Source organism: Serratia sp. FGI94 (assembly GCF_000330865.1).
Classification (GTDB): Bacteria; Pseudomonadota; Gammaproteobacteria; order Enterobacterales; family Enterobacteriaceae; genus Serratia_B; species Serratia_B rubidaea.
Genome location: NC_020064.1, coordinates 1,733,524 through 1,751,718 on the forward strand (window position 1 = coordinate 1,733,524; position 18,195 = coordinate 1,751,718).

16 protein-coding genes are annotated in these 18,195 nt (G+C 56.9%); 10 read left to right on the forward strand and 6 right to left on the reverse strand.

Annotation, left to right across the window (positions count from 1 at the left end; translation table 11 throughout):
- Positions 1 to 17: 17 nt before the first annotated feature.
- The gene (gene ssuE / locus D781_RS07915) at positions 18 to 590 is read right to left on the reverse strand and encodes an NADPH-dependent FMN reductase (RefSeq protein WP_015671788.1); all 573 of its coding nucleotides are present in this window, start codon (positions 588 to 590) and stop codon (positions 18 to 20) included.
- Positions 591 to 900: 310 nt separating this feature from the next.
- Here ssuE and pyrD point away from each other — a divergent pair, with 310 nt between their 5' ends.
- Together pyrD and D781_RS07925 are read left to right on the forward strand one after the other, a co-directional pair.
- Entirely contained in the window at positions 901 to 1,911 is a 1,011-nt protein-coding gene (gene pyrD / locus D781_RS07920) for a quinone-dependent dihydroorotate dehydrogenase (RefSeq protein ID WP_015671789.1), read from the forward strand.
- 235 nt (positions 1,912 to 2,146) lie between these two features.
- Positions 2,147 to 2,695 (forward strand): cell division protein ZapC, encoded by a 549-nt coding sequence (locus D781_RS07925; protein ID WP_015671790.1) that lies wholly within the window; start codon positions 2,147 to 2,149, stop codon positions 2,693 to 2,695.
- Positions 2,696 to 2,697: 2 nt separating this feature from the next.
- Here the strand turns inward: D781_RS07925 and D781_RS07930 are convergent, their stop codons facing one another.
- Positions 2,698 to 3,801 (reverse strand): YcbX family protein, encoded by a 1,104-nt coding sequence (locus tag D781_RS07930; protein WP_015671791.1) that lies wholly within the window; start codon positions 3,799 to 3,801, stop codon positions 2,698 to 2,700.
- Between the two features lie 103 nt (positions 3,802 to 3,904).
- Between D781_RS07930 and rlmKL the strand changes: the two genes are divergently transcribed.
- From rlmKL to D781_RS07960, 7 genes are all read left to right on the forward strand, one after another.
- Positions 3,905 to 6,025 (forward strand): bifunctional 23S rRNA (guanine(2069)-N(7))-methyltransferase RlmK/23S rRNA (guanine(2445)-N(2))-methyltransferase RlmL, encoded by a 2,121-nt coding sequence (rlmKL, locus tag D781_RS07935; RefSeq protein WP_102025006.1) that lies wholly within the window; start codon positions 3,905 to 3,907, stop codon positions 6,023 to 6,025.
- A 5-nt stretch (positions 6,026 to 6,030) separates the two neighbouring features.
- On the forward strand, positions 6,031 to 7,935 hold the full coding sequence (locus tag D781_RS07940; protein ID WP_015671793.1) for an ABC transporter ATP-binding protein: 1,905 nt from the start codon (positions 6,031 to 6,033) through the stop codon (positions 7,933 to 7,935).
- A 74-nt stretch (positions 7,936 to 8,009) separates the two neighbouring features.
- Positions 8,010 to 9,323: a membrane integrity-associated transporter subunit PqiA gene (gene pqiA / locus D781_RS07945; RefSeq protein ID WP_015671794.1), complete on the forward strand. Its 1,314-nt coding sequence runs from the start codon at positions 8,010 to 8,012 to the stop codon at positions 9,321 to 9,323.
- Positions 9,310 to 10,956: an intermembrane transport protein PqiB gene (gene pqiB / locus D781_RS07950; protein WP_015671795.1), complete on the forward strand. Its 1,647-nt coding sequence runs from the start codon at positions 9,310 to 9,312 to the stop codon at positions 10,954 to 10,956. The genes pqiA and pqiB overlap by 14 nt, the downstream gene beginning before the upstream one ends.
- The gene (pqiC, locus tag D781_RS07955) at positions 10,953 to 11,513 is read left to right on the forward strand and encodes a membrane integrity-associated transporter subunit PqiC (protein ID WP_015671796.1); all 561 of its coding nucleotides are present in this window, start codon (positions 10,953 to 10,955) and stop codon (positions 11,511 to 11,513) included. Before pqiB ends, pqiC begins: the two co-directional genes overlap by 4 nt.
- Before the next feature lie 274 nt (positions 11,514 to 11,787).
- Positions 11,788 to 11,955 carry a ribosome modulation factor gene (gene rmf, locus D781_RS22605; RefSeq protein WP_004964703.1) on the forward strand — a complete coding sequence of 56 codons (168 nt, stop codon included), beginning with the start codon at positions 11,788 to 11,790 and terminating at the stop codon, positions 11,953 to 11,955.
- A 392-nt stretch (positions 11,956 to 12,347) separates the two neighbouring features.
- Positions 12,348 to 12,836 carry a hypothetical protein gene (locus D781_RS07960; protein ID WP_015671797.1) on the forward strand — a complete coding sequence of 163 codons (489 nt, stop codon included), beginning with the start codon at positions 12,348 to 12,350 and terminating at the stop codon, positions 12,834 to 12,836.
- 92 nt (positions 12,837 to 12,928) lie between these two features.
- Here D781_RS07960 and fabA read toward each other — a convergent pair whose 3' ends face one another.
- Both fabA and D781_RS07970 read right to left on the reverse strand, forming a co-directional pair.
- Positions 12,929 to 13,447 carry a bifunctional 3-hydroxydecanoyl-ACP dehydratase/trans-2-decenoyl-ACP isomerase gene (gene fabA / locus D781_RS07965; protein ID WP_015671798.1) on the reverse strand — a complete coding sequence of 173 codons (519 nt, stop codon included), beginning with the start codon at positions 13,445 to 13,447 and terminating at the stop codon, positions 12,929 to 12,931.
- A gap of 68 nt (positions 13,448 to 13,515) precedes the next feature.
- Complete coding sequence (locus D781_RS07970) at positions 13,516 to 15,264, reverse strand: Lon protease family protein (protein ID WP_071823823.1); 1,749 nt, start codon at positions 15,262 to 15,264, stop codon at positions 13,516 to 13,518.
- A gap of 208 nt (positions 15,265 to 15,472) precedes the next feature.
- Here D781_RS07970 and matP point away from each other — a divergent pair, with 208 nt between their 5' ends.
- Positions 15,473 to 15,931, forward strand: a complete 459-nt coding sequence (gene matP / locus D781_RS07975; RefSeq protein WP_015671800.1) for a macrodomain Ter protein MatP — start codon at positions 15,473 to 15,475, stop codon at positions 15,929 to 15,931.
- Between the two features lie 111 nt (positions 15,932 to 16,042).
- Here the strand turns inward: matP and ompA are convergent, their stop codons facing one another.
- Together ompA and sulA are read right to left on the reverse strand one after the other, a co-directional pair.
- Positions 16,043 to 17,110 carry a porin OmpA gene (gene ompA / locus D781_RS07980; RefSeq protein ID WP_015671801.1) on the reverse strand — a complete coding sequence of 356 codons (1,068 nt, stop codon included), beginning with the start codon at positions 17,108 to 17,110 and terminating at the stop codon, positions 16,043 to 16,045.
- A 361-nt stretch (positions 17,111 to 17,471) separates the two neighbouring features.
- On the reverse strand, positions 17,472 to 17,984 hold the full coding sequence (gene sulA / locus D781_RS07985) for an SOS-induced cell division inhibitor SulA (protein WP_015671802.1): 513 nt from the start codon (positions 17,982 to 17,984) through the stop codon (positions 17,472 to 17,474).
- Positions 17,985 to 18,195: the final 211 nt, after the last annotated feature.

Genomic DNA, 18,195 nt, shown 5'->3' on the forward strand with positions numbered 1-18,195 from the left:
GGTGTTTATCGGCGGGTTCAGGGTTGCGTCTGTAACAACGCCTCTGCGGAGGCGGGCGCAGGCTGGCGACGGCTCAGCGCCAAATAAAGGCTGTTCAGCGCCTCCTCCAGCCGCAGCGCCACGGCGTCGCTGGGGGTTAACCGCTCGCCCTGCGTGGTGAGTTGACCGTCATCGGCAAAGACGCCGTGCAGCACTTCCTGGGCTTTTAACGCCGATAGCACCGGTTTTAAGGCGTAATCCACCGCCAGCATGTGGCCGACGGAGCCGCCGGTAGCCAGCGGCAGCACCACTTTGTGTTCCAGCGCGCGCTCGGGTAGCAGATCCAGCAGGGTTTTGAGCGCGCCGGAAAATGACGCCTTATACACCGGGGTGGCGATCAACAGCCCGTCGGCCTGCGCCAGGCGGGCGGCGAAGGTTTTAATCGCCGGGCTGTTGAAATTGGCGCGCAGCAGATCTTCGGCGTCGAAGTCGTACAGGGTGTAAGGCTCCACCTCAACGCCGCGCCGCTGCAGCCATGACTGGGCAATATTCAGTAACCCCGCGGAGCGGGAGGGGAGACGCGGGCTGCCGGCCAGAGTTATAACGCGCATAACCAATCCTTATAACTAAAAGTTAGGTTTAATGAGTAAAAGATGAGTAAGTGTTTTAAAGCTAACAGCAAAGCGGCCGGTTTTTTAAATCTCATTTTTGGCTTTGGTTATGCGCAAATGCGGATTGGCGGTGCGCGACGGGATTAGCGGGAAAACGTTTGCGTAAAAAACGCCTTTTTTGCGCGGAATCAATTCCAATTATGCCGGGGATCCCGGATAATACGCCCCCGGTTTGTAACTAACCCAATAGCGTTCGGGATGCGGCGGCCACTTCCGCATTCTGGGGATAACCGGGAAATCAGGAGAGTACATGTACTACCCCCTCATCAGGAAAGCGTTGTTCCAGCTCGATCCAGAGCGCGCGCATGAATTGACCTTCCAGCAACTGCGCCGTGTCACCGGCACCCCTTTCGAATTTCTGGTGCGCCAGTCGGTGCCGACCAAACCGGTTACCTGCATGGGGCTGTCTTTTAAGAACCCGCTGGGGCTGGCCGCCGGTCTGGATAAAAACGGCGAATGCATCGATGCGCTAGGTGCGATGGGCTTCGGCTTTATTGAAATCGGCACCGTGACGCCGCGTCCGCAGCCGGGCAACGATAAGCCGCGCCTGTTCCGCATTGTTGAAGCGGAAGGCATTATCAACCGCATGGGCTTTAATAACCACGGCGTGGATAACCTGGTTGAGAACGTCAAAAAATCCCACTTTGGCGGCATCCTGGGGATTAATATCGGCAAGAATAAAGATACGCCGGTTGAAGAGGGCAAAGACGATTATCTGATCTGCATGGATAAAGTTTATCCGTATGCCGGTTATATTGCGATCAACATCTCATCGCCGAATACCCCGGGATTAAGATCCCTGCAGTATGGTGAAGCGCTGGACGATCTTTTGGCGGCGGTTAAAAATAAGCAGGCGGAGTTACATGAGCGCCATCACAAATATGTGCCGGTCGCGGTAAAGATCGCGCCGGATCTTTCTGAAGAAGAGTTGATCCAAATTGCCGACAGTTTGGTTCGCCATAATATTGATGGGGTCATCGCCACCAATACCACGCTGGATCGTAAACTGGTGCAGGGATTAAATTACTGCGAGCAGGCCGGCGGCCTGAGCGGCCGTCCCGTTCAGTCGCTCAGCACCGAGGTGATCCGTCGTCTGTCGCAGGAGCTGCAGGGCAAACTGCCGATTATCGGCGTCGGCGGAATTGATTCCCTGACCGCCGCGCGTGAAAAAATAGCGGCGGGGGCGACGCTGGTGCAAATTTATTCCGGCTTTATCTACCACGGTCCGCGTTTGATTAAAGATATCGTTAACCACATCTGATATTTTTTTCCTTTCAGACCTTGTCGGGGGTTTATTTATTCCCCCGGCTCGTCTATATTTTGTCCATTAGGCTAAATATCGTTCGCGGAATTATCCGATGTTTAGACCAGATTTTCGGTGGTAAACTCACCCTTTGGGGTAAATTATATGACCGGTTTGAGCAGCGGCGCACCGCGAGCGCGGCTTCTTTTTATGCCGGATATATTCGTTGGCGAGTGGCGATAAAGGACAAACGATGAAGATAAAACCTGACGATAATTGGCGTTGGTATTTTGACGCCGAACACGACCGGCTGATGCTTGATTTGGCCAACGGGATGATCTTTCGTTCGCGTTTTCCGGCCAAGATGCTGACGCCGGACGCTTTTAACGAATGCGCGTTTTGCGTCGAGGATGCCGCGCTGTACTTTACCTATGAAGAACAGTGCAAACGCACCAAACTCAGCCACGAGCAGCGTGCGGAGCTGGTGCTGAACGCGCTGGTGGCCTACCGCTTCCTCAAGCCGCTGATGCCGAAGAGTTGGCACTTTGCCCAGCAGCATTTCCCGCTGCAGCCGAAAAACGGCGAGCTGGCGGCGGTCAAGGTGATGGACAGCGGACAGGATGCGCGGCTGCTGGTGGTGGAAGCCGGCGATAACGCCAGCCTGTGCTTATTGGCGCAGGGACAGCTGACGGTAGCGGGGCGCACCATGGTGTTCGGCGACGCCATCAAGGTGATGCACGACCGCCTGAAGCCCTATGCGCACGATGCCGATACCGCCCCGGCGTATGACAGAGCGGTCTGAGCCTAACGTAATGTCAGGTCGCTTTTAGGTATACAGCTGCAAGACAGAATCGTGCCGTCATTCGCCACTGCGCTTTTTGTCAGCGGCGCCACTTCGCCGTTGACCAGCGTCATTTGGCAGGTTCCGCAGATCCCCGCCCGGCAGGAGTAGGGTACGCGGATGCCCTGCTGCTCTAATTGCTCCAGTAAAATCTGCTGATTGTTGCCGTTAAACACCTGGCCCTGATAGTCGATGGTAAGGCTTTGCGTCTGGTTTTGCGGCGCCTGCACCTTTTCGGTTACCTTGCCGGCGTGGTACGGGCGCGGCGGTTTGTTCGACAGCACCTCCACCGTATCGCCAACGCGGATAATTCCGCTGTTGCGGGCAATCATATTCTGACCAAAATCCACATCGCCGTTATCCGCCGTGCGGAAACTTTGCAGCGTCGTCAGCGGCTCGCCGCTCGGGTGTTTGCGTCCGCGTTCGGTGCTGACGGTGGTCAGCACGCAGCGGCTGCACGGTTTGACCAGATCGAACATCACCTCGCCCACGCGGATCACCTGCCAGCCGTCTTCGGCCCAGGGCGCGGCGCCGGTTACCACCAGGTTAGGGCGGAACTGCTCCAGTTTGACGCCGGCAGGGCAACGCTGCTGCAGATCGCGGAACGAGGCCTCATTGATCAGCAGGAACGGATAGCCGTCGGCAAAGGAGAGCGGCACCTCCGGGTGTTTTTTCACGCGGCGGCTCAGCGCCGGCCCGAGCCAGCGCAGCTGGACGTCGCGCTGGAAATAGCCGCTCAGCCACTGGTTGATGGCCGCCGGCGCCACCCGGGCGGTGAAATGGTTGCCCCACACTTCGGTCGGCTGCTGCTCGGCGGCAAAGTCGTCAAAACGGATGGTCGCGCTGTCGCCGTCGGGCGCCGTCAGATACAGGCCGTCCGCCAGCAGCGCCGGCGTGAACAGCACCATCTGCGGATATTGCCGTGCGGTAATAAAGGTGCCGTCGGGGCTGGTGATCATAAAGCTGCGATCGAACGCCAGTCCGTGGTTCGCCACCTGGGCGTGGGAAAGCTGCAAGCCGCGTAAAGATTTCACCGGATGGACGTAAAGCCGAGAAAGCGTGATCACCCTTGCCTCCGTGGGTTTTGTAAATAGAGAGGAGCAACTTTATGACAAGCGGTGCGGATTAGCTATAATGCGCAACAATTTTCTTTTTGGTGATAAGTACGATATGAACTCTTTGTTTGCTAGCACAGCGCGTGGATTGGAAGAACTGTTAAAAAGCGAACTGGAGCGGCTTGGCGCCCACGCCTGTAAAGTCGTGCAGGGCGGGGTACATTTTCAAGGCGACGATCGTCTTCTGTACCAAAGTCTGCTGTGGAGCCGCCTGGCTTCACGCATTTTGCTGCCGCTGAATGAATTCCGCGTGCACAGCGATCTGGATCTCTACCTTGGCGTGCAGGCGATCGACTGGACGTCGATTTTCGGCGTGGATAAAACCTTCGCCGTGCACTTCAGCGGCGTGAACGAAGAGATTCGCAACAGCCAGTACGGCGCGTTGAAAGTGAAAGACGCCATCGTCGACAGCTTTACCCGCAAAATCGACCAGCGCCCGACCGTGGCGAAACAGCAGCCGGATATCCGCATCAACGTCTTCCTGCAGCGCGATATGGCCAGCGTGGCGCTCGACCTGAGCGGCGAGGGCCTGCACCAGCGCGGCTACCGCGATCTGACCGGCCAGGCGCCGCTGAAAGAGACTCTGGCGGCGGCGATCGTACAGCGCTCCGGCTGGCAGCCGGGCACGCCGATGCTGGATCCGATGTGCGGGTCCGGTACCTTACTGATTGAAGCGGCGATGATCGCCGCCGATCGCGCGCCGGGGCTGCATCGCCAGCACTGGGGCTTCAGCGCCTGGAACGGCCACAACGCCGAGCTGTGGCGTGAAGTGGTGACCGAAGCGCAGGTGCGCGCCCGCCGCGGGCTGCAGGAAACCACCTCGCGCTTCTTCGGCTCGGATATTGACCGCCGGGTGATTGATATGGCGCGCGCCAACGCCCGCCGCGCCGGCGTCGCCGAACTGATTACCTTTAACGTCAATGACGTCAGCAAGCTGAGCAATCCGCTGCCGGAAGGCCCGACGGGCACCGTACTCAGCAACCCGCCGTATGGCGAACGCCTGGAAAGCGAACCGGCGCTGATTGCGCTGCACAACATGCTGGGGCGCATTATGAAGAGCGCGTTCGGCGGCTGGCAGCTGTCGCTGTTCAGCGCTTCGCCGGAGCTGCTGAGCTGTCTGCAGCTGCGCGCCGAGCGCCAGTACAAGGCCAAAAACGGCCCGCTGGACTGCGTACAGAAAAACTATCAGCTGGCGGAAAACCCGCAGGGCAGCGGCGGCATTCAGGTAGCGGAAGATTTCGCCAACCGGCTGCGTAAGAACGTTAAAAAGCTGGATAAGTGGGCGAAGCAGCAGGGGATTGAGTGCTATCGCCTGTATGACGCCGACCTGCCGGAGTATAACGTTGCGGTGGATCGCTACGGCAGCAAAGTGGTGGTGCAGGAGTACGCGCCGCCGAAAACGGTCGATGCGCAAAAGGCGCGTCAGCGGCTGTTTGACGTGATCAACGCCACGCTGGCGGTGCTGGAGCTGCCGTCCAACCAGCTGGTGCTGAAGACCCGCGAGCGGCAGAAGGGGAAAAACCAGTATGAGAAACTGGCGCAGAAGGGCGAGTTCCTGCTGGTGGAAGAGTTTAACGCCAAGCTGTGGGTCAACCTGACCGACTACCTGGATACCGGCCTGTTTCTGGATCACCGCATCGCGCGCCGTATGCTGGGCGAGATGAGCAAAGGGAAAGATTTCCTCAACCTGTTCGCCTATACCGGCAGCGCCAGCGTGCATGCCGGCCTGGGCGGTGCGCGCTCCACCACCACGGTCGATATGTCGCGCACCTATCTGGAATGGGCGGAGAAAAACCTGCGCGCTAACGGCCTGACCGGCCGACAGCACCGATTGATACAGGCGGATTGCCTGTCATGGCTGCATAATGCCGCCGAACAGTTCGACGTGATCTTTATCGATCCGCCGACTTTCTCCAACTCCAAGCGGATGGAGAACACCTTTGACGTGCAGCGCGACCATCTGGCGCTGATGACGGATTTAAAACGGCTGCTGCGCCGTAACGGCACCATTATGTTCTCGAACAACAAGCGCGGTTTCCGCATGGATCTGGCCGGGTTGCAGGCCCTGGGTCTGGAAGCGAAAGAGATCACCAATCAGACGCTGTCGCAGGACTTTGCCCGTAACCGTCAGATTCACAACTGCTGGCTGGTCAGCCATGCCGGCGAAGGAAAGTAATAACTATGTCGTTAATTAGCATGTCCGGCGCCTGGCTCTCTTTCAGCGATGCGCCGCTTCTGGACAACACCGAAATTCATATCGAAGACAACGAGCGCGTTTGTCTGGTCGGGCGCAACGGCGCCGGTAAATCCACCCTGCTGAAAATTCTCGGCAAGGAGCAGCCGCTGGATGACGGCCGGGTGATTTACGAACAGGATCTGATCGTTGCACGCCTGCAGCAGGATCCGCCGCGCAATATCGGCGGCACGGTGTTTGATTTTGTCGCGGAAGGGGTGGCCGAACAGGCCGAACACCTGAAGGCCTATCACGCGATCTCCCACGAGGTGGAGCAGGATCCCAGCGAGAAAAACCTGGCGAAGATGGCGAAGGTCATGGAGATCCTCGATCACCACGGGCTGTGGCAGCTGGATAGCCGGATCGCCGAAGTGCTGGCGCAGCTGGGCCTGAACGGCGAAGCGCAGCTGTCATCGCTTTCCGGCGGCTGGCTGCGTAAGGCGGCGCTGGGACGTGCGCTGGTCAGCTCGCCGCGCGTACTGCTGCTGGACGAACCGACCAACCACCTGGATATTGAAACCATCGACTGGCTGGAAGGCTTCCTGAAGGAGTTCCAGGGCAGCATTATCTTTATCTCCCACGACCGTTCGTTTATCCGCAACATGGCGACGCGCATCATCGATCTGGACCGCGGTAAACTGGTGTCCTGGCCGGGCAACTACGATCAGTATTTGTTGGGTAAAGAGGAAGCGCTGCGGGTGGAAGAGCTGCAAAACGCCGAATTCGACCGCAAACTGGCGCAGGAAGAGGTGTGGATCCGTCAGGGCATCAAGGCGCGCCGTACCCGTAATGAGGGGCGCGTGCGCGCGCTGAAAGCGCTGCGGATGGAGCGTGCCGAACGCCGTGAAGTGATGGGTACCGCCAAGATGCAGGTGGAAGAAGCGACGCGCTCCGGCAAAATCGTCTTCGAGCTGGAAAACGTCAACTATCAGGTCGGCGATAAAGTGCTGGTGCGTGATTTTTCCGCCCAGGTGCAGCGCGGCGACAAAATTGCGCTGGTCGGGCCGAACGGCTGCGGCAAAACCACGCTGCTGAAGCTGATGCTCGGCCAGCTGCAGGCCGACAGCGGCCGCGTGCACTGCGGCACCAAGCTGGAGGTGGCCTATTTCGATCAGCACCGTGCGGAGCTGGATCCAGAGCGTACGGTGATGGACAACCTGGCGGAAGGCAAACAGGAAGTGATGGTCAACGGCCGTTCACGCCACGTGCTCGGCTATCTGCAGGACTTCCTGTTCCATCCGAAACGCGCGATGACGCCGGTGAAGGCGCTGTCGGGCGGTGAACGCAACCGCCTGCTGCTGGCACGGTTATTCCTGAAACCCAGCAACCTGCTGATTCTCGATGAACCGACCAACGATCTGGACGTTGAAACGCTGGAGCTGCTGGAAGAGCTGATCGACGGCTATCAGGGCACCGTGCTGCTGGTGAGCCACGATCGTCAGTTTGTTGACAACTCGGTGACCGAGTGCTGGATTTTTGAAGGCAACGGCGTGATTAACGCTTTTGTCGGCGGTTACTATGACGCCCACCATCAGCGCGCCACCGCCAAACCGATCCGCCAGACCGCGCCGGCGGCCCAGAGCAAACCGGTGGAGAAAAAAACCGAGCAGCCGAAGAAGCCAGCGACCAAACTAAGCTATAACCTGACGCGTGAGCTGGAACAATTGCCGCAGCGCCTAGAACAGCTGGAGACGGACATTGAGACGTTACAGGCCGAAGTGAGCGACGCCGATTTCTTCTCGCGTCCCCATGAGGAGACGCAAAAGGTGCTGGGCGATCTGGCCGCCGCCGAGCAGGCGCTGGAAAGCGCATTTGCCCGCTGGGAAGAACTGGAAGCAATGAAAAACGGCTGATTGGCTCAGACCCGGCCCGCGTGCTGCTGCGGGCCGGATTACAGCATTGAGCGTTGATGTTGTTAAGGAGGAAAATGGTGTGTTCCCACGACAATCACCAGCAGCATAGCCATTCGTTGCACGGCGAGCAGCAAGATGGCCTGATTTTGTGTCCGCAATGCGACATGCTGGTGGCGATGCCGCCTCTGGCCTATGGCAGCAAGGCGGTATGCCCGCGCTGCAAGACCCAGCTCAGCGCCCGCTGGGATGAACCGCGCAAACGGCCGATTGGCTACGCGCTCAGCGCCCTGTTTATGCTGCTGGTGGCCAACCTGTTCCCGTTCGTCAATATGCGCGTGGCCGGCATCGTCAGCGAAATCAAACTTATCCAGATCCCCGAAGTGATGGTGGCGGAAGATTACGCCAGCATGGCGACGCTGTTTATGGTGTTTGTCCAACTGATCCCGACGTTTTGCATGCTGGCGATCATTCTGCTGTGCGGCCGGGTGAGGCTGCCGCAGGGGCTGAAGGTGTGGATGGCGAAAGTGCTGTTCCAGTTCAAAACCTGGTGCATGGTGGAGATTTTCCTGGCGGGGGTGTTGGTCAGCTTCGTCAAGCTGATGGCCTACGGCGATATCGGCATCGGCACCAGCTTTATCCCTTACTGCCTGTTCTGTCTGCTGCAGGTGCGTGCCTTCCAGTGTGTCGATCGCCGCTGGCTGTGGCGCGACATCGCCGCTGCGCCGCCGATCGAACAGCCGGTCATGGTCGGTACGACCGGCATACGCCAGGGGCTGCGTTCCTGCCGCTGCTGCACCGCCATTCTGCCGGCGGAACAGTTGCGCTGTCCGCGCTGTCACAGTCATGGCCATGTGCGACGCCACAACAGCCTGCAGTGGACCATGGCGCTGCTGATCACCTCATTTATTTTGTATATCCCCGCGATGCTGCTGCCGATTATGGTGACGGAGGCGCTGGGCAATAAAATGCCCTCCACCGTGATGGCCGGGGTGATTCTGCTGTGGAGTGATGGCTCCTATCCGGTCGCCATGGTGATTTTTATCGCCAGTATTATGGTGCCGAGCCTGAAAATGCTGGCCATCGGCTGGCTGTGCTGGGACGCCAACGTGAAAGGGAAGCAGCGTGCGGACAGTGAGCGCATGCATCTGATTTATGAAGTTGTCGAGTTTGTCGGCCGTTGGTCAATGATTGACGTGTTTGTGATCGCCGTACTGTCGGCGTTGGTACGAATGGGACAGTTGATGAGTATCTATCCGGCGACCGGCGCGCTGCTGTTCGCCCTGGTGGTGATCCTCACGATGTTTGCCGCCATGACGTTTGATCCCCGCCTGAGTTGGGATCGCGTAAGTGAAACAATAAAGAAGGAGCCGCAAGGTGACGGAAAGTAATCATAGCGTCGCGGATGTTGAAAAGATTAAGCGCTGGTCGCCGGTGTGGATTATCCCGATCGTCACGGCGCTGATCGGCGCATGGATCCTGTTTTACCATTTCAGCCATCAGGGGCCGGTGGTGACCTTATATACCACGACGGCGGAAGGGCTTGAGGCGGGTAAAACCAAAATCAAAAGCCGCAGCGTGGACGTCGGCACCGTCGAGAGCGTGACGCTGAGCGACGACCTGAACAAGGTGCTGGTGACGGCGCGACTCAACGCCGGCATGAATAAGCTGCTGCGTCAGGACTCCGCCTTCTGGGTGGTGAAGCCGCAGATCGGCCGTGAAGGGGTGACCGGTCTGGGCACCTTGCTGTCCGGCGCCTATATTGAGCTGCAGCCCGGCAGCAAAGGCGAGAAGGGCAAAGAGGAGTACCAGCTGCTGGATGCGCCGCCGCTGGCCTCGCCGGACGCCAAAGGGCTGCGCGTGGTGCTCGACAGCGATAAATCCGGCCAGCTGAACGCCGGCGATCCGGTGCTGTTCCGCGGCTATCGCGTCGGCTCGGTGGAAACCAGCTACTTTGACCCGAAAATCCGCGCCATGCGCTACCAGCTGTTTATTTCCGCCCCTTACGACCAACTGGTTACCACCAACGTCCGCTTCTGGAAAGACAGCGGGGTGACGTTCGATATGTCGGCGCAGGGCATGCGGGTTGAGATGGGCTCGCTGACTACCTTGTTCAGCGGCGGCGTCAGCTTTGACGTCCCGCAGGGCTGGGAGCGCGGCGCGCAAGCGAAAGAGAAATCCGTGTACGAACTGTATGAGAACCAGCGCAGTATTCAGGATTCGCTGTATACCGTACATAAAGATTACCTGATGTTCTTCTCGGACTCCGTACGCGGCCTGCAGCCTGGCGCGCCGGTTGAGTTCCGCGGCATCCGACTGGGGACCGTTGCGCAGGTGCCGTTCTATAAAGAGGGCCTGGAGCAGAGTCTGAACAGTGAGTATCGTATTCCGGTGCTTATCCGCATTGAGCCGGACCGCTTCCAGAAACAGCTGGGTAAAGACTTCGATATGGAACAGCATCTGAAGGACGCCGAGTCACGTGGCTTGCGCGCGTCGCTGAAGTCCGCCAACCTGCTGACCGGTTCGCTGTATATCGATCTGGACTTCTATCCGCAGCAGAAAGGCTGGGAAGGGCCGCGTAAAATGTTCGGCTATCCGCTGTTGCCGACCACTAGCGGCGGCCTGGCGCAGATTCAGCAGAAACTGATGCAGACGCTGGATAAGATCAATGCGATGCCGCTGAACCCGATGCTTAACGAGGCGACTAAAACGCTGGCGGAAAGCCAACGCACCATGCGTGAAACGCAGGAAACCATGAAGTCGCTGAATGAGATTATGTCCAGCAAGGCGATGAAAGATCTGCCGCAGGATATGCAGAAAACGCTGCAGGAGCTGAACCGCAGTATGAAAGGCTTCCAGCCAGGTTCGCCTGCCTACAATAAAATGGTGGGTGACATGCAGCGTCTGGATCAGGTACTGCGCGAACTGCAGCCGGTGCTGCGCACCCTGAATGAAAAGAGCAATGCATTGGTGTTTGAAGCCAAGAGCAGCGACGATCCTCAGCCGAAGAAGGCCAAACAATGATGAAATGGATTCCGGTAACTCTGGCGCTGTTGCTCAGCGCCTGTAGCAGTACGCCACAGAAAACCTACTATCAGCTGCCGGCGATGAGTGCGCCGGCGCAGCAGGGGAGCGCCGCCTCGGCGTCGCATCAGCTGTGGCTGGAACACGTCAGCGTGGCGGATTATCTGGCGCAGAACGGCGTGGTGTATCAGACCAACGATGTGCAGTACGTGATTGGTCAGAACAACCTGTGGGCCAGCCCGCTGGATCAGCAGCTGCAGCAGTCGCTGGTCACCAACCTGAGCAATGCGTTGCCGGGCTGGCTGGTGTCTTCGCAGCCGATGAGCAGCGATCAGGATGTGCTTAACGTGACGATCACCGGCTTCCACGGGCGCTACGACGGCAAGGCGATTATTCGCGGCGAGTGGGTGCTGAACCGTCAGGGGCAGATGATCAAGCGGCCGTTCAGCCTGGCGCTGACGCAGAGCGAAGACGGTTATGATGCGTTGGTGCGCACGCTGGCGACGGGCTGGCAGCAGGAGGCGCAGGCTATCGCCGCCCAGCTTGGCGGTTTCTGATGCTATAAGCGGGGCCTAAATGGCCTAAGCGAACGCCGGCGCGTCATGGAGCCATGATGCGCCGGCGTTTTTTATTGTTATATTTCAATCTATTATTTTGAATCTCGCGTTATCAGCCACTTAGCGATTTCTGCGTGTATAGCTCACAAATATGACACTGGCGTGAAATTTGCGCATTGATCTTCACTGCGATTCGCGCTATTGATTATTCGTGGCTGCACAAAAAGTGGCCGCTGTTTTCTTTCCAGCAGACCAAAAATGAGGGAAACGAGGCATGAAGAGACAGAAGCGAGATCGTCTGGAGCGGGCACAGTCCCGTGGTTACCAAGCAGGTCTTTCAGGGCGTTCCAGGGAACTTTGTCCCTACCAGTCTTTAGACGCCCGGGCCAATTGGCTGGGAGGTTGGCGACAAGCCATGGAGGACAGGGCTGTGACCGCTTAAGCGGCTCCCTGTCATGAAGAAGGAATGACCTCCGCCGGTGCGCGGAGGTTTTCATTTTTGGGCCTGTATAACGTTATTGTCATCGAAGTTACCTGAACCGCCAGTTTCCATGCTTCCCCGCAAAAAAATGCCTGATTATTTGATTAATTTTTCTTTATTAATTCCCTGTTTGTGTTATTAACATTATTGGAAAATTCATTGTATAACAATGATTTGCGTGGTGAATTGTCGTAATGGTTTTATCTGCTGAAGTGATAATCCGTAGCGGGAGGTTGGCGACGTCAGAGACGTTGCTGCAAGGTGGCGACGTACTCGTAACTATCCTGTGTGGAGAAGCGTGTAAAGCCTGGCGCAAGCGGGTTTACCAATGAAAGGGAATATAAGGAAACAATATGGCGAGTAAATCGATTCGTTTTAGCTCGGAAGTTGTTGATAGTCCGTTGACCGTGCCTGAACTGGGCGGCGGCCTGCTGCCGCTGGCGACGCCGCCGGTCTCTGAACCGAGCGTGCGCGCCGCTGCAGAACCGGCCGACGTAGAGATCATGATGGCGACAGTCTCTGTCTCGGTATTCAGCGTGGCCGGCAGCAGCGCGGCGGCCATGCAGGGGCGGGTAGTGCTCAATCAGGCGTGCAAGGCGATGGTGGGCTATTTTAGCGGCGCGAGCGCGCCGGGCGACGAAGCGCTGTTTGCCACGTCGCATCCGGATATCGGCATTCGTCTTTCTTGCATCGGCAAGCCTATTCTCCCGGAGCAGGGACAGCGTTTCCCGCTGGTTGGCGATATGCTGGTGTTTGAAGCGATGCTGGTGGCGTTACATGACCAGGTGAAGCCGGGACCGGTTGAGGCGCGGATTGCGTTCAACTACGGCAGCGACTGGTAACGCGGAAATACCGCATTAAAAAAGCCTCGCTTGGCGAGGCTTTCTGCTATTCAGCGATCCGTGGCGGCGTTTGGCTAAGCCACCGTCAGTTATCAGAACGCTGTGGTATCCTTGAACAGGCCCACTTTTAGGTCGGTAGCGGTGTAAATCACTTCGCCGTCGACCAGCACTTCGCCATCGGCGACGCCCATAATCAATTTACGGGTGATAACGCGCTTGAAGTTGATGCGGTAGGTGACCTTTTTCGCGGTCGGTAGAACCTGACCGGTGAATTTCACTTCGCCGACGCCCAGCGCGCGGCCTTTGCCTTCGCCGCCCAGCCAGCCGAGGTAGAAGCCTACCAGCTGCCACATGGCGTCCAGACCCAGACAGCCAGGCATCACCGGATCGCCGATAAAGTGGCAGCCGAAGAACCACAGATCCGGATTGATATCCAGCTCTGCCTCAACGTAGCCTTTACCGTGCGTGCCGCCTTCTTCTGTCATTTTGACCACGCGGTCCATCATCAACATGTTACCTGCCGGCAACGGCGGGCCACCGGCGCCGAACAGCTCGCCGCGGCCGGATGCTTCGAGGTCTTCTTTCGTATAGGAGTCGCGTTTATCTACCATGTTCTCAGTAAACCTTATTTTAATGAAGGACGAAGATTAGCGAACACGTGTACGCTGAACAAGTCCGATCAGCCGTGGTTAAACCAGTTAAGCCAGCGTAAGCACCATGGACGTTGCCGTTCCTGCGGGTTCACCTGCGCTATCCGTTCCTGAATCGCCGACAGCAGGTTAGGTTGCTGTTCATCGGTATAGAGGCAACCCGTTAATAATGGCAAGGTTTCCGCCACGCTGTCCACCGCCCACAGATGGAATTGTCCTTCACGCACCGCATCGACCACGTCCTGGCGCAGACACAGATGGCGTACGTTGGTCGCCGGCAAAATAACGCCCTGCTGGCCCGTCAGGCCCCGGCGCTGGCAGACCTCGAAGAATCCTTCGATTTTTTCGTTAACGCCGCCAATGGGCTGTACGTTACCAAATTGGTCGACGGAGCCGGTGACGGCAATCTGCTGGTTGATCGGCTGTTGCGACAGGGCGCTGATCAGTACGCACAGTTCGGCCAGCGTGGCGCTGTCGCCGTCGACTTCACCATACGATTGCTCAAACACCATTGAGGCGGAAAACGGCAGCTGTTGATCCAATTCCAGTTCGGAAATCAAAAACGCCTGCATAATCATCATGCCTTTGGCGTGCAGATTGCCGCCCAGCTCTGCTTTGCGTTCGACGTCGGTAAATTCTCCGTCGCCGAGGTGCACCACGCAGCTGATGCGGGAAGGCTCGCCGACGCTGCCCGGATGACCGGGATAATCCAGCACCGACAGGCCGTTAATCTGGCCGACGACTTCACCTTCGGTCTGGATCAGAATCTGGCCGAGTTCGATATCATCCTGCATTCGCTCCGTCAGGTAGCCTTCGCGCCATTGGCGGGTGGTCAGGGCGGCGTCCAGCGCCTTGGCGGTAATCTGGCCTTCTTCGGCATAGAGCGACGCCTCGGACAGCTGTTGGCCCAGCCAGGTTGGTGAGAGCGGCAGGCTGGCGCGGTCACCGCTGTAGCGCACCGCCTGCGTCAGCAGCGGGGGCCAGGCGTCGGCTGCCAGCGCCGGCAACTGGCGTTCGGCCGCCAGGGTATTCACATGGCCGCACCATAGCGCCATATCTTCATCGTCGGCGAGCTGCAGTTCTTCTTCGTACTCGCCATACATCGCCAGCTCGCTGATTTCCGGCTCCATCTCGTGGAAGTCGGCCAGCCCAAGGCGGTCGCCCACCACAATCAGTCGTAGCTCCAGAGGCATCGGCGGGATGGTGACCGGCAGCGGGCGCGTTTCATCCGGGGAGAACCACTGGAATTGGCGCTGTTCGATCATCTGCTTCAGGCGCAGCCACATCAGAGGCTGTGCCAGCAAGGTGCGTGCGGAGAGAATCAGCACGCCGCCGTTGGCGCGGTGTATTAACCCCGGCGCCAGCGTAACGTTGCCCTGCAGCTGGCGTACACAGCCAAACAGCTGTTCAGGTTCAACCCATTCTTGGAAAATGCAGGCGCCGGCGGCGGCAAACGGCTCATCGCCCTGGCTGGCCGGCTCAACCTGAACCTGACCGTTGTGCACGGTGTAATGGCTGCCGGTGCAGCCAGGCTGCTGCGGCTGACGCTGTGTGACCGCATTCGCAATTAATGCCAGATATTCGCGGTTTTCCTGCGCCTTAAGCAGCATAAAACGGGGTTGAGAACGTGGGTGGCAGAATAACGTCAGGGCATTATCCAGCCGGGGCTGCAGCGCAGCAAAGGTGACGGGCGCCAACTGAGCAGCAGAATCGAATATCGCCTGATAAGGCGCAACGGCAGGCAACAAGGATTGCCATTCAAGTCGGTTATTGGTCAAAGTGTTAGATGCAGTTATCAAAAAGTGAAACAGCGATTATACAAGAATAACGTCAGCTTGATACAGTGGAGTGCCGCTTGATGTCCGGGAGTTTGACATCGGGCGACGACTGTGCAAAAAACAGTCTGTCAGAGGTTTTAATTGCCGGGGAAATTCGGCGTAAAGCTGTTATGCTTATTGAAGTTACGCGGTCACTGAAGAGCTCACGATGAAATATCAGCAACTGGAAAATCTGGAGAGCGGTTGGAAATGGAAATACCTGGTGAAGAAGCACCGGGAAGGGGAACTTATCACCCGCTACATTGAAAACAGCGCTGCGCAGGATGCGGTTGACGAGCTGCTAAAATTGGAAAATGAACCGGTTAAAGTTCTGGCATGGATTCATGCCCATATGAACCCTGCGCTTGATAACCGGATGAAACAGACCATTCGCGCCAGGCGTAAACGCCATTTTAACTCCGAGCACCAGCATACGCGTAAAAAATCCATCGATCTGGAGTTTTTAGTGTGGCAGCGGCTGGCGGCGTTAGCCCGTCGTCGCGGTGTGACGCTGTCGGAAACGGTGGTGCAGCTGATTGAAGATGCTGAGCGTAAAGAGAAATACGCCAGCCAGATGTCATCGCTGAAACAAGATCTGCAAGCGATTCTGGGCAAAGACGAAGAGTAGGGATGGGCAGCCCATGATAAAGCCGGCCGCGCGCCGGTTTTTTATGGCGGCAATGGGCAGAAGGCGAAAAAAAACCCCGCAGCGCGGGGTTTTTTATTAAGAAGCGGTAACTTAAGCCTGAGGCTGAGTTACAACGTCTTTAACGCCTTTAACTTCGATTTCTACACGGCGGTTCGGTGCCAGGCACTCGATCTGTGCTTTGGTAGCACGGCCGTTTTTGTAACCGCAGCTATCGGTAACTTGGTTAGCTTCGCCCATGCCACGTGCAGAGATTTTGTCTGCAGGGATGCCTTTAGAAACCAGGTAGTCAACTACGCTGCGAGCGCGGTTTTCAGACAGACGCTGGTTGGCTGCATCTTTACCAACTGGGTCAGTGTAGCCCAGAACAACTACGGAACCGTCTTTAGGATCCATAGAGCTCAGCTGGGAGTACAGCTGATCCAGAGCCTGCTGGCCTTCTGGTTTCAGAGTAGCTTTGCCGAAGTTGAACAGAACGTCAGACTTCAGGGTGAAACGCTTGGTTTCAACAACTGGCGCTGGAGCTGGCGCTGGTGCTGGAGCAGCTTCGTCCTGACCGAAACGGTAAGAAACGCCCAGGCTCAGCATGGTGTTGTCTGGACGCGCGCCCACGGTGCCTGCGTCGCCGATGTTGCTAACGAACTGATAATCCAGGCGGGTAGCCCAGTTTTTGGTCAGTGCGTATTCAACACCAATTGCAGCCAGCGGAGAAACGCCGGTGTCGTGGTTGCTGATGCGGGTGCCATTGCCAAAGTTAGCTTTGGAATCTGCACGCCATACCATACCACCCAGACGGGTGTAGATGTCCAGGTCGTCAGCGATTGGGTAGCTCAGTTTAGCTGCCAGCTGAACGCCCTGCGCCTTGAAAGCACCGTTGTTTACGCTGCCTTTGTAAGGCATACGGCCCAGCCAGTCATAGCCCAGCTCGAAGCCCAGGTATTGGTTCGCCTGGTAACCCAGGAACGCACCAGCACCCAATTGGTTTTCATGGATTGGGCCGTTACCGGTACCGGTGTAGCCGTTGCCATAGAAACCTACGTCATGATACTGGGACCAGCCCAGTTTAGCACCGGTGTACCAGGTGTTATCTTTTGGGGCGGCTTGCGCTACGGTAGCGAAACCGGCCAGTGCCACTGCTAATGCGATAGCTGTCTTTTTCATTTTGCGCCTCGTTATCATCCAAATAGGCAATGAGCTTTAAAGCTGATTTTTAAGCCCTTGGTTAAATTCCTTCGCCAAGGTTTGTGCCCTCGTTTGTTACTCTCCAGTTTTTTACTGGCGTTATAGAGCAACCTTGGCGATGTAAAGTCTACAACGTGGCGCGAAAGTTACAAGTGTGATGTGATAAAGCTCTAAAAAAAAACGCAGAAATAGTCATATTTGCTAACAAATTCAGGCGTATTTTTAGCCGATTTTTTGTTCGACTGGGGGCGTGGAACCGCGGCTGCTCTCGCTTTGTCCATGATCCCCCAAAGGTTCCGTTTTCGGGGGATAAAAATGATGGGAAAAATCCTAAATTTACTTAATGATACAAAGAAGAGTGAATTTTTAGGGTCGGAAACTGTCCCTGAGCCGGGATTGTGTCACGCTGAGGACGCATAATAAAACCGTAAGCATGACCCTGTTCTGCCGCCCGCTGTAATTTTAGACGATCTTCCGCGGTTAGCTCGGGCAACCAGCCGAGAACGGCGCTGTAGTTCCCCGTCAGCAACGCTTTTTCCATCGCATCGACCGTATTGATCGGGCTGATTTGGCTTAATTGTACGACTTTATCTGCAGGCAGGCCAGAGCGTTGCAGCCACAGCTTGCTGAGTTTTTGCTGCGGCGTTAGCCATAACAGCCAGCGAGACTGGGTGGCTAACTGCTGTAACAGCGGTAATAATAGAAGCTGAGTGACCGCGGGCTGATGCTCGTTGTAAACAAATTCACCGATCAGGCCATTTTCGCTGGCGCTGCCCGCAGAAGCGTCCGGCGTACCGTTCAGGGTAAACGCGTTATGGCTGCGATGGGCTTTGTGAAGTGATTGAGTACGCATGTGATATCCCGCCTGTAGTTGTACTGTATGCATATACAGTATCCGCAATATCTCCCGAGATCAAGCCAATTTTTCGTCACGCCTCGCATAATTGTGAACGTTTTTTGTACATATCTGAATTGTGATTGGCAGTGCAGACATTAATGCGTATTTTTCTATTACGTGTTCTCGTAAGTTTTATCTTATTGATTTTAATTATGATTGACTGAGA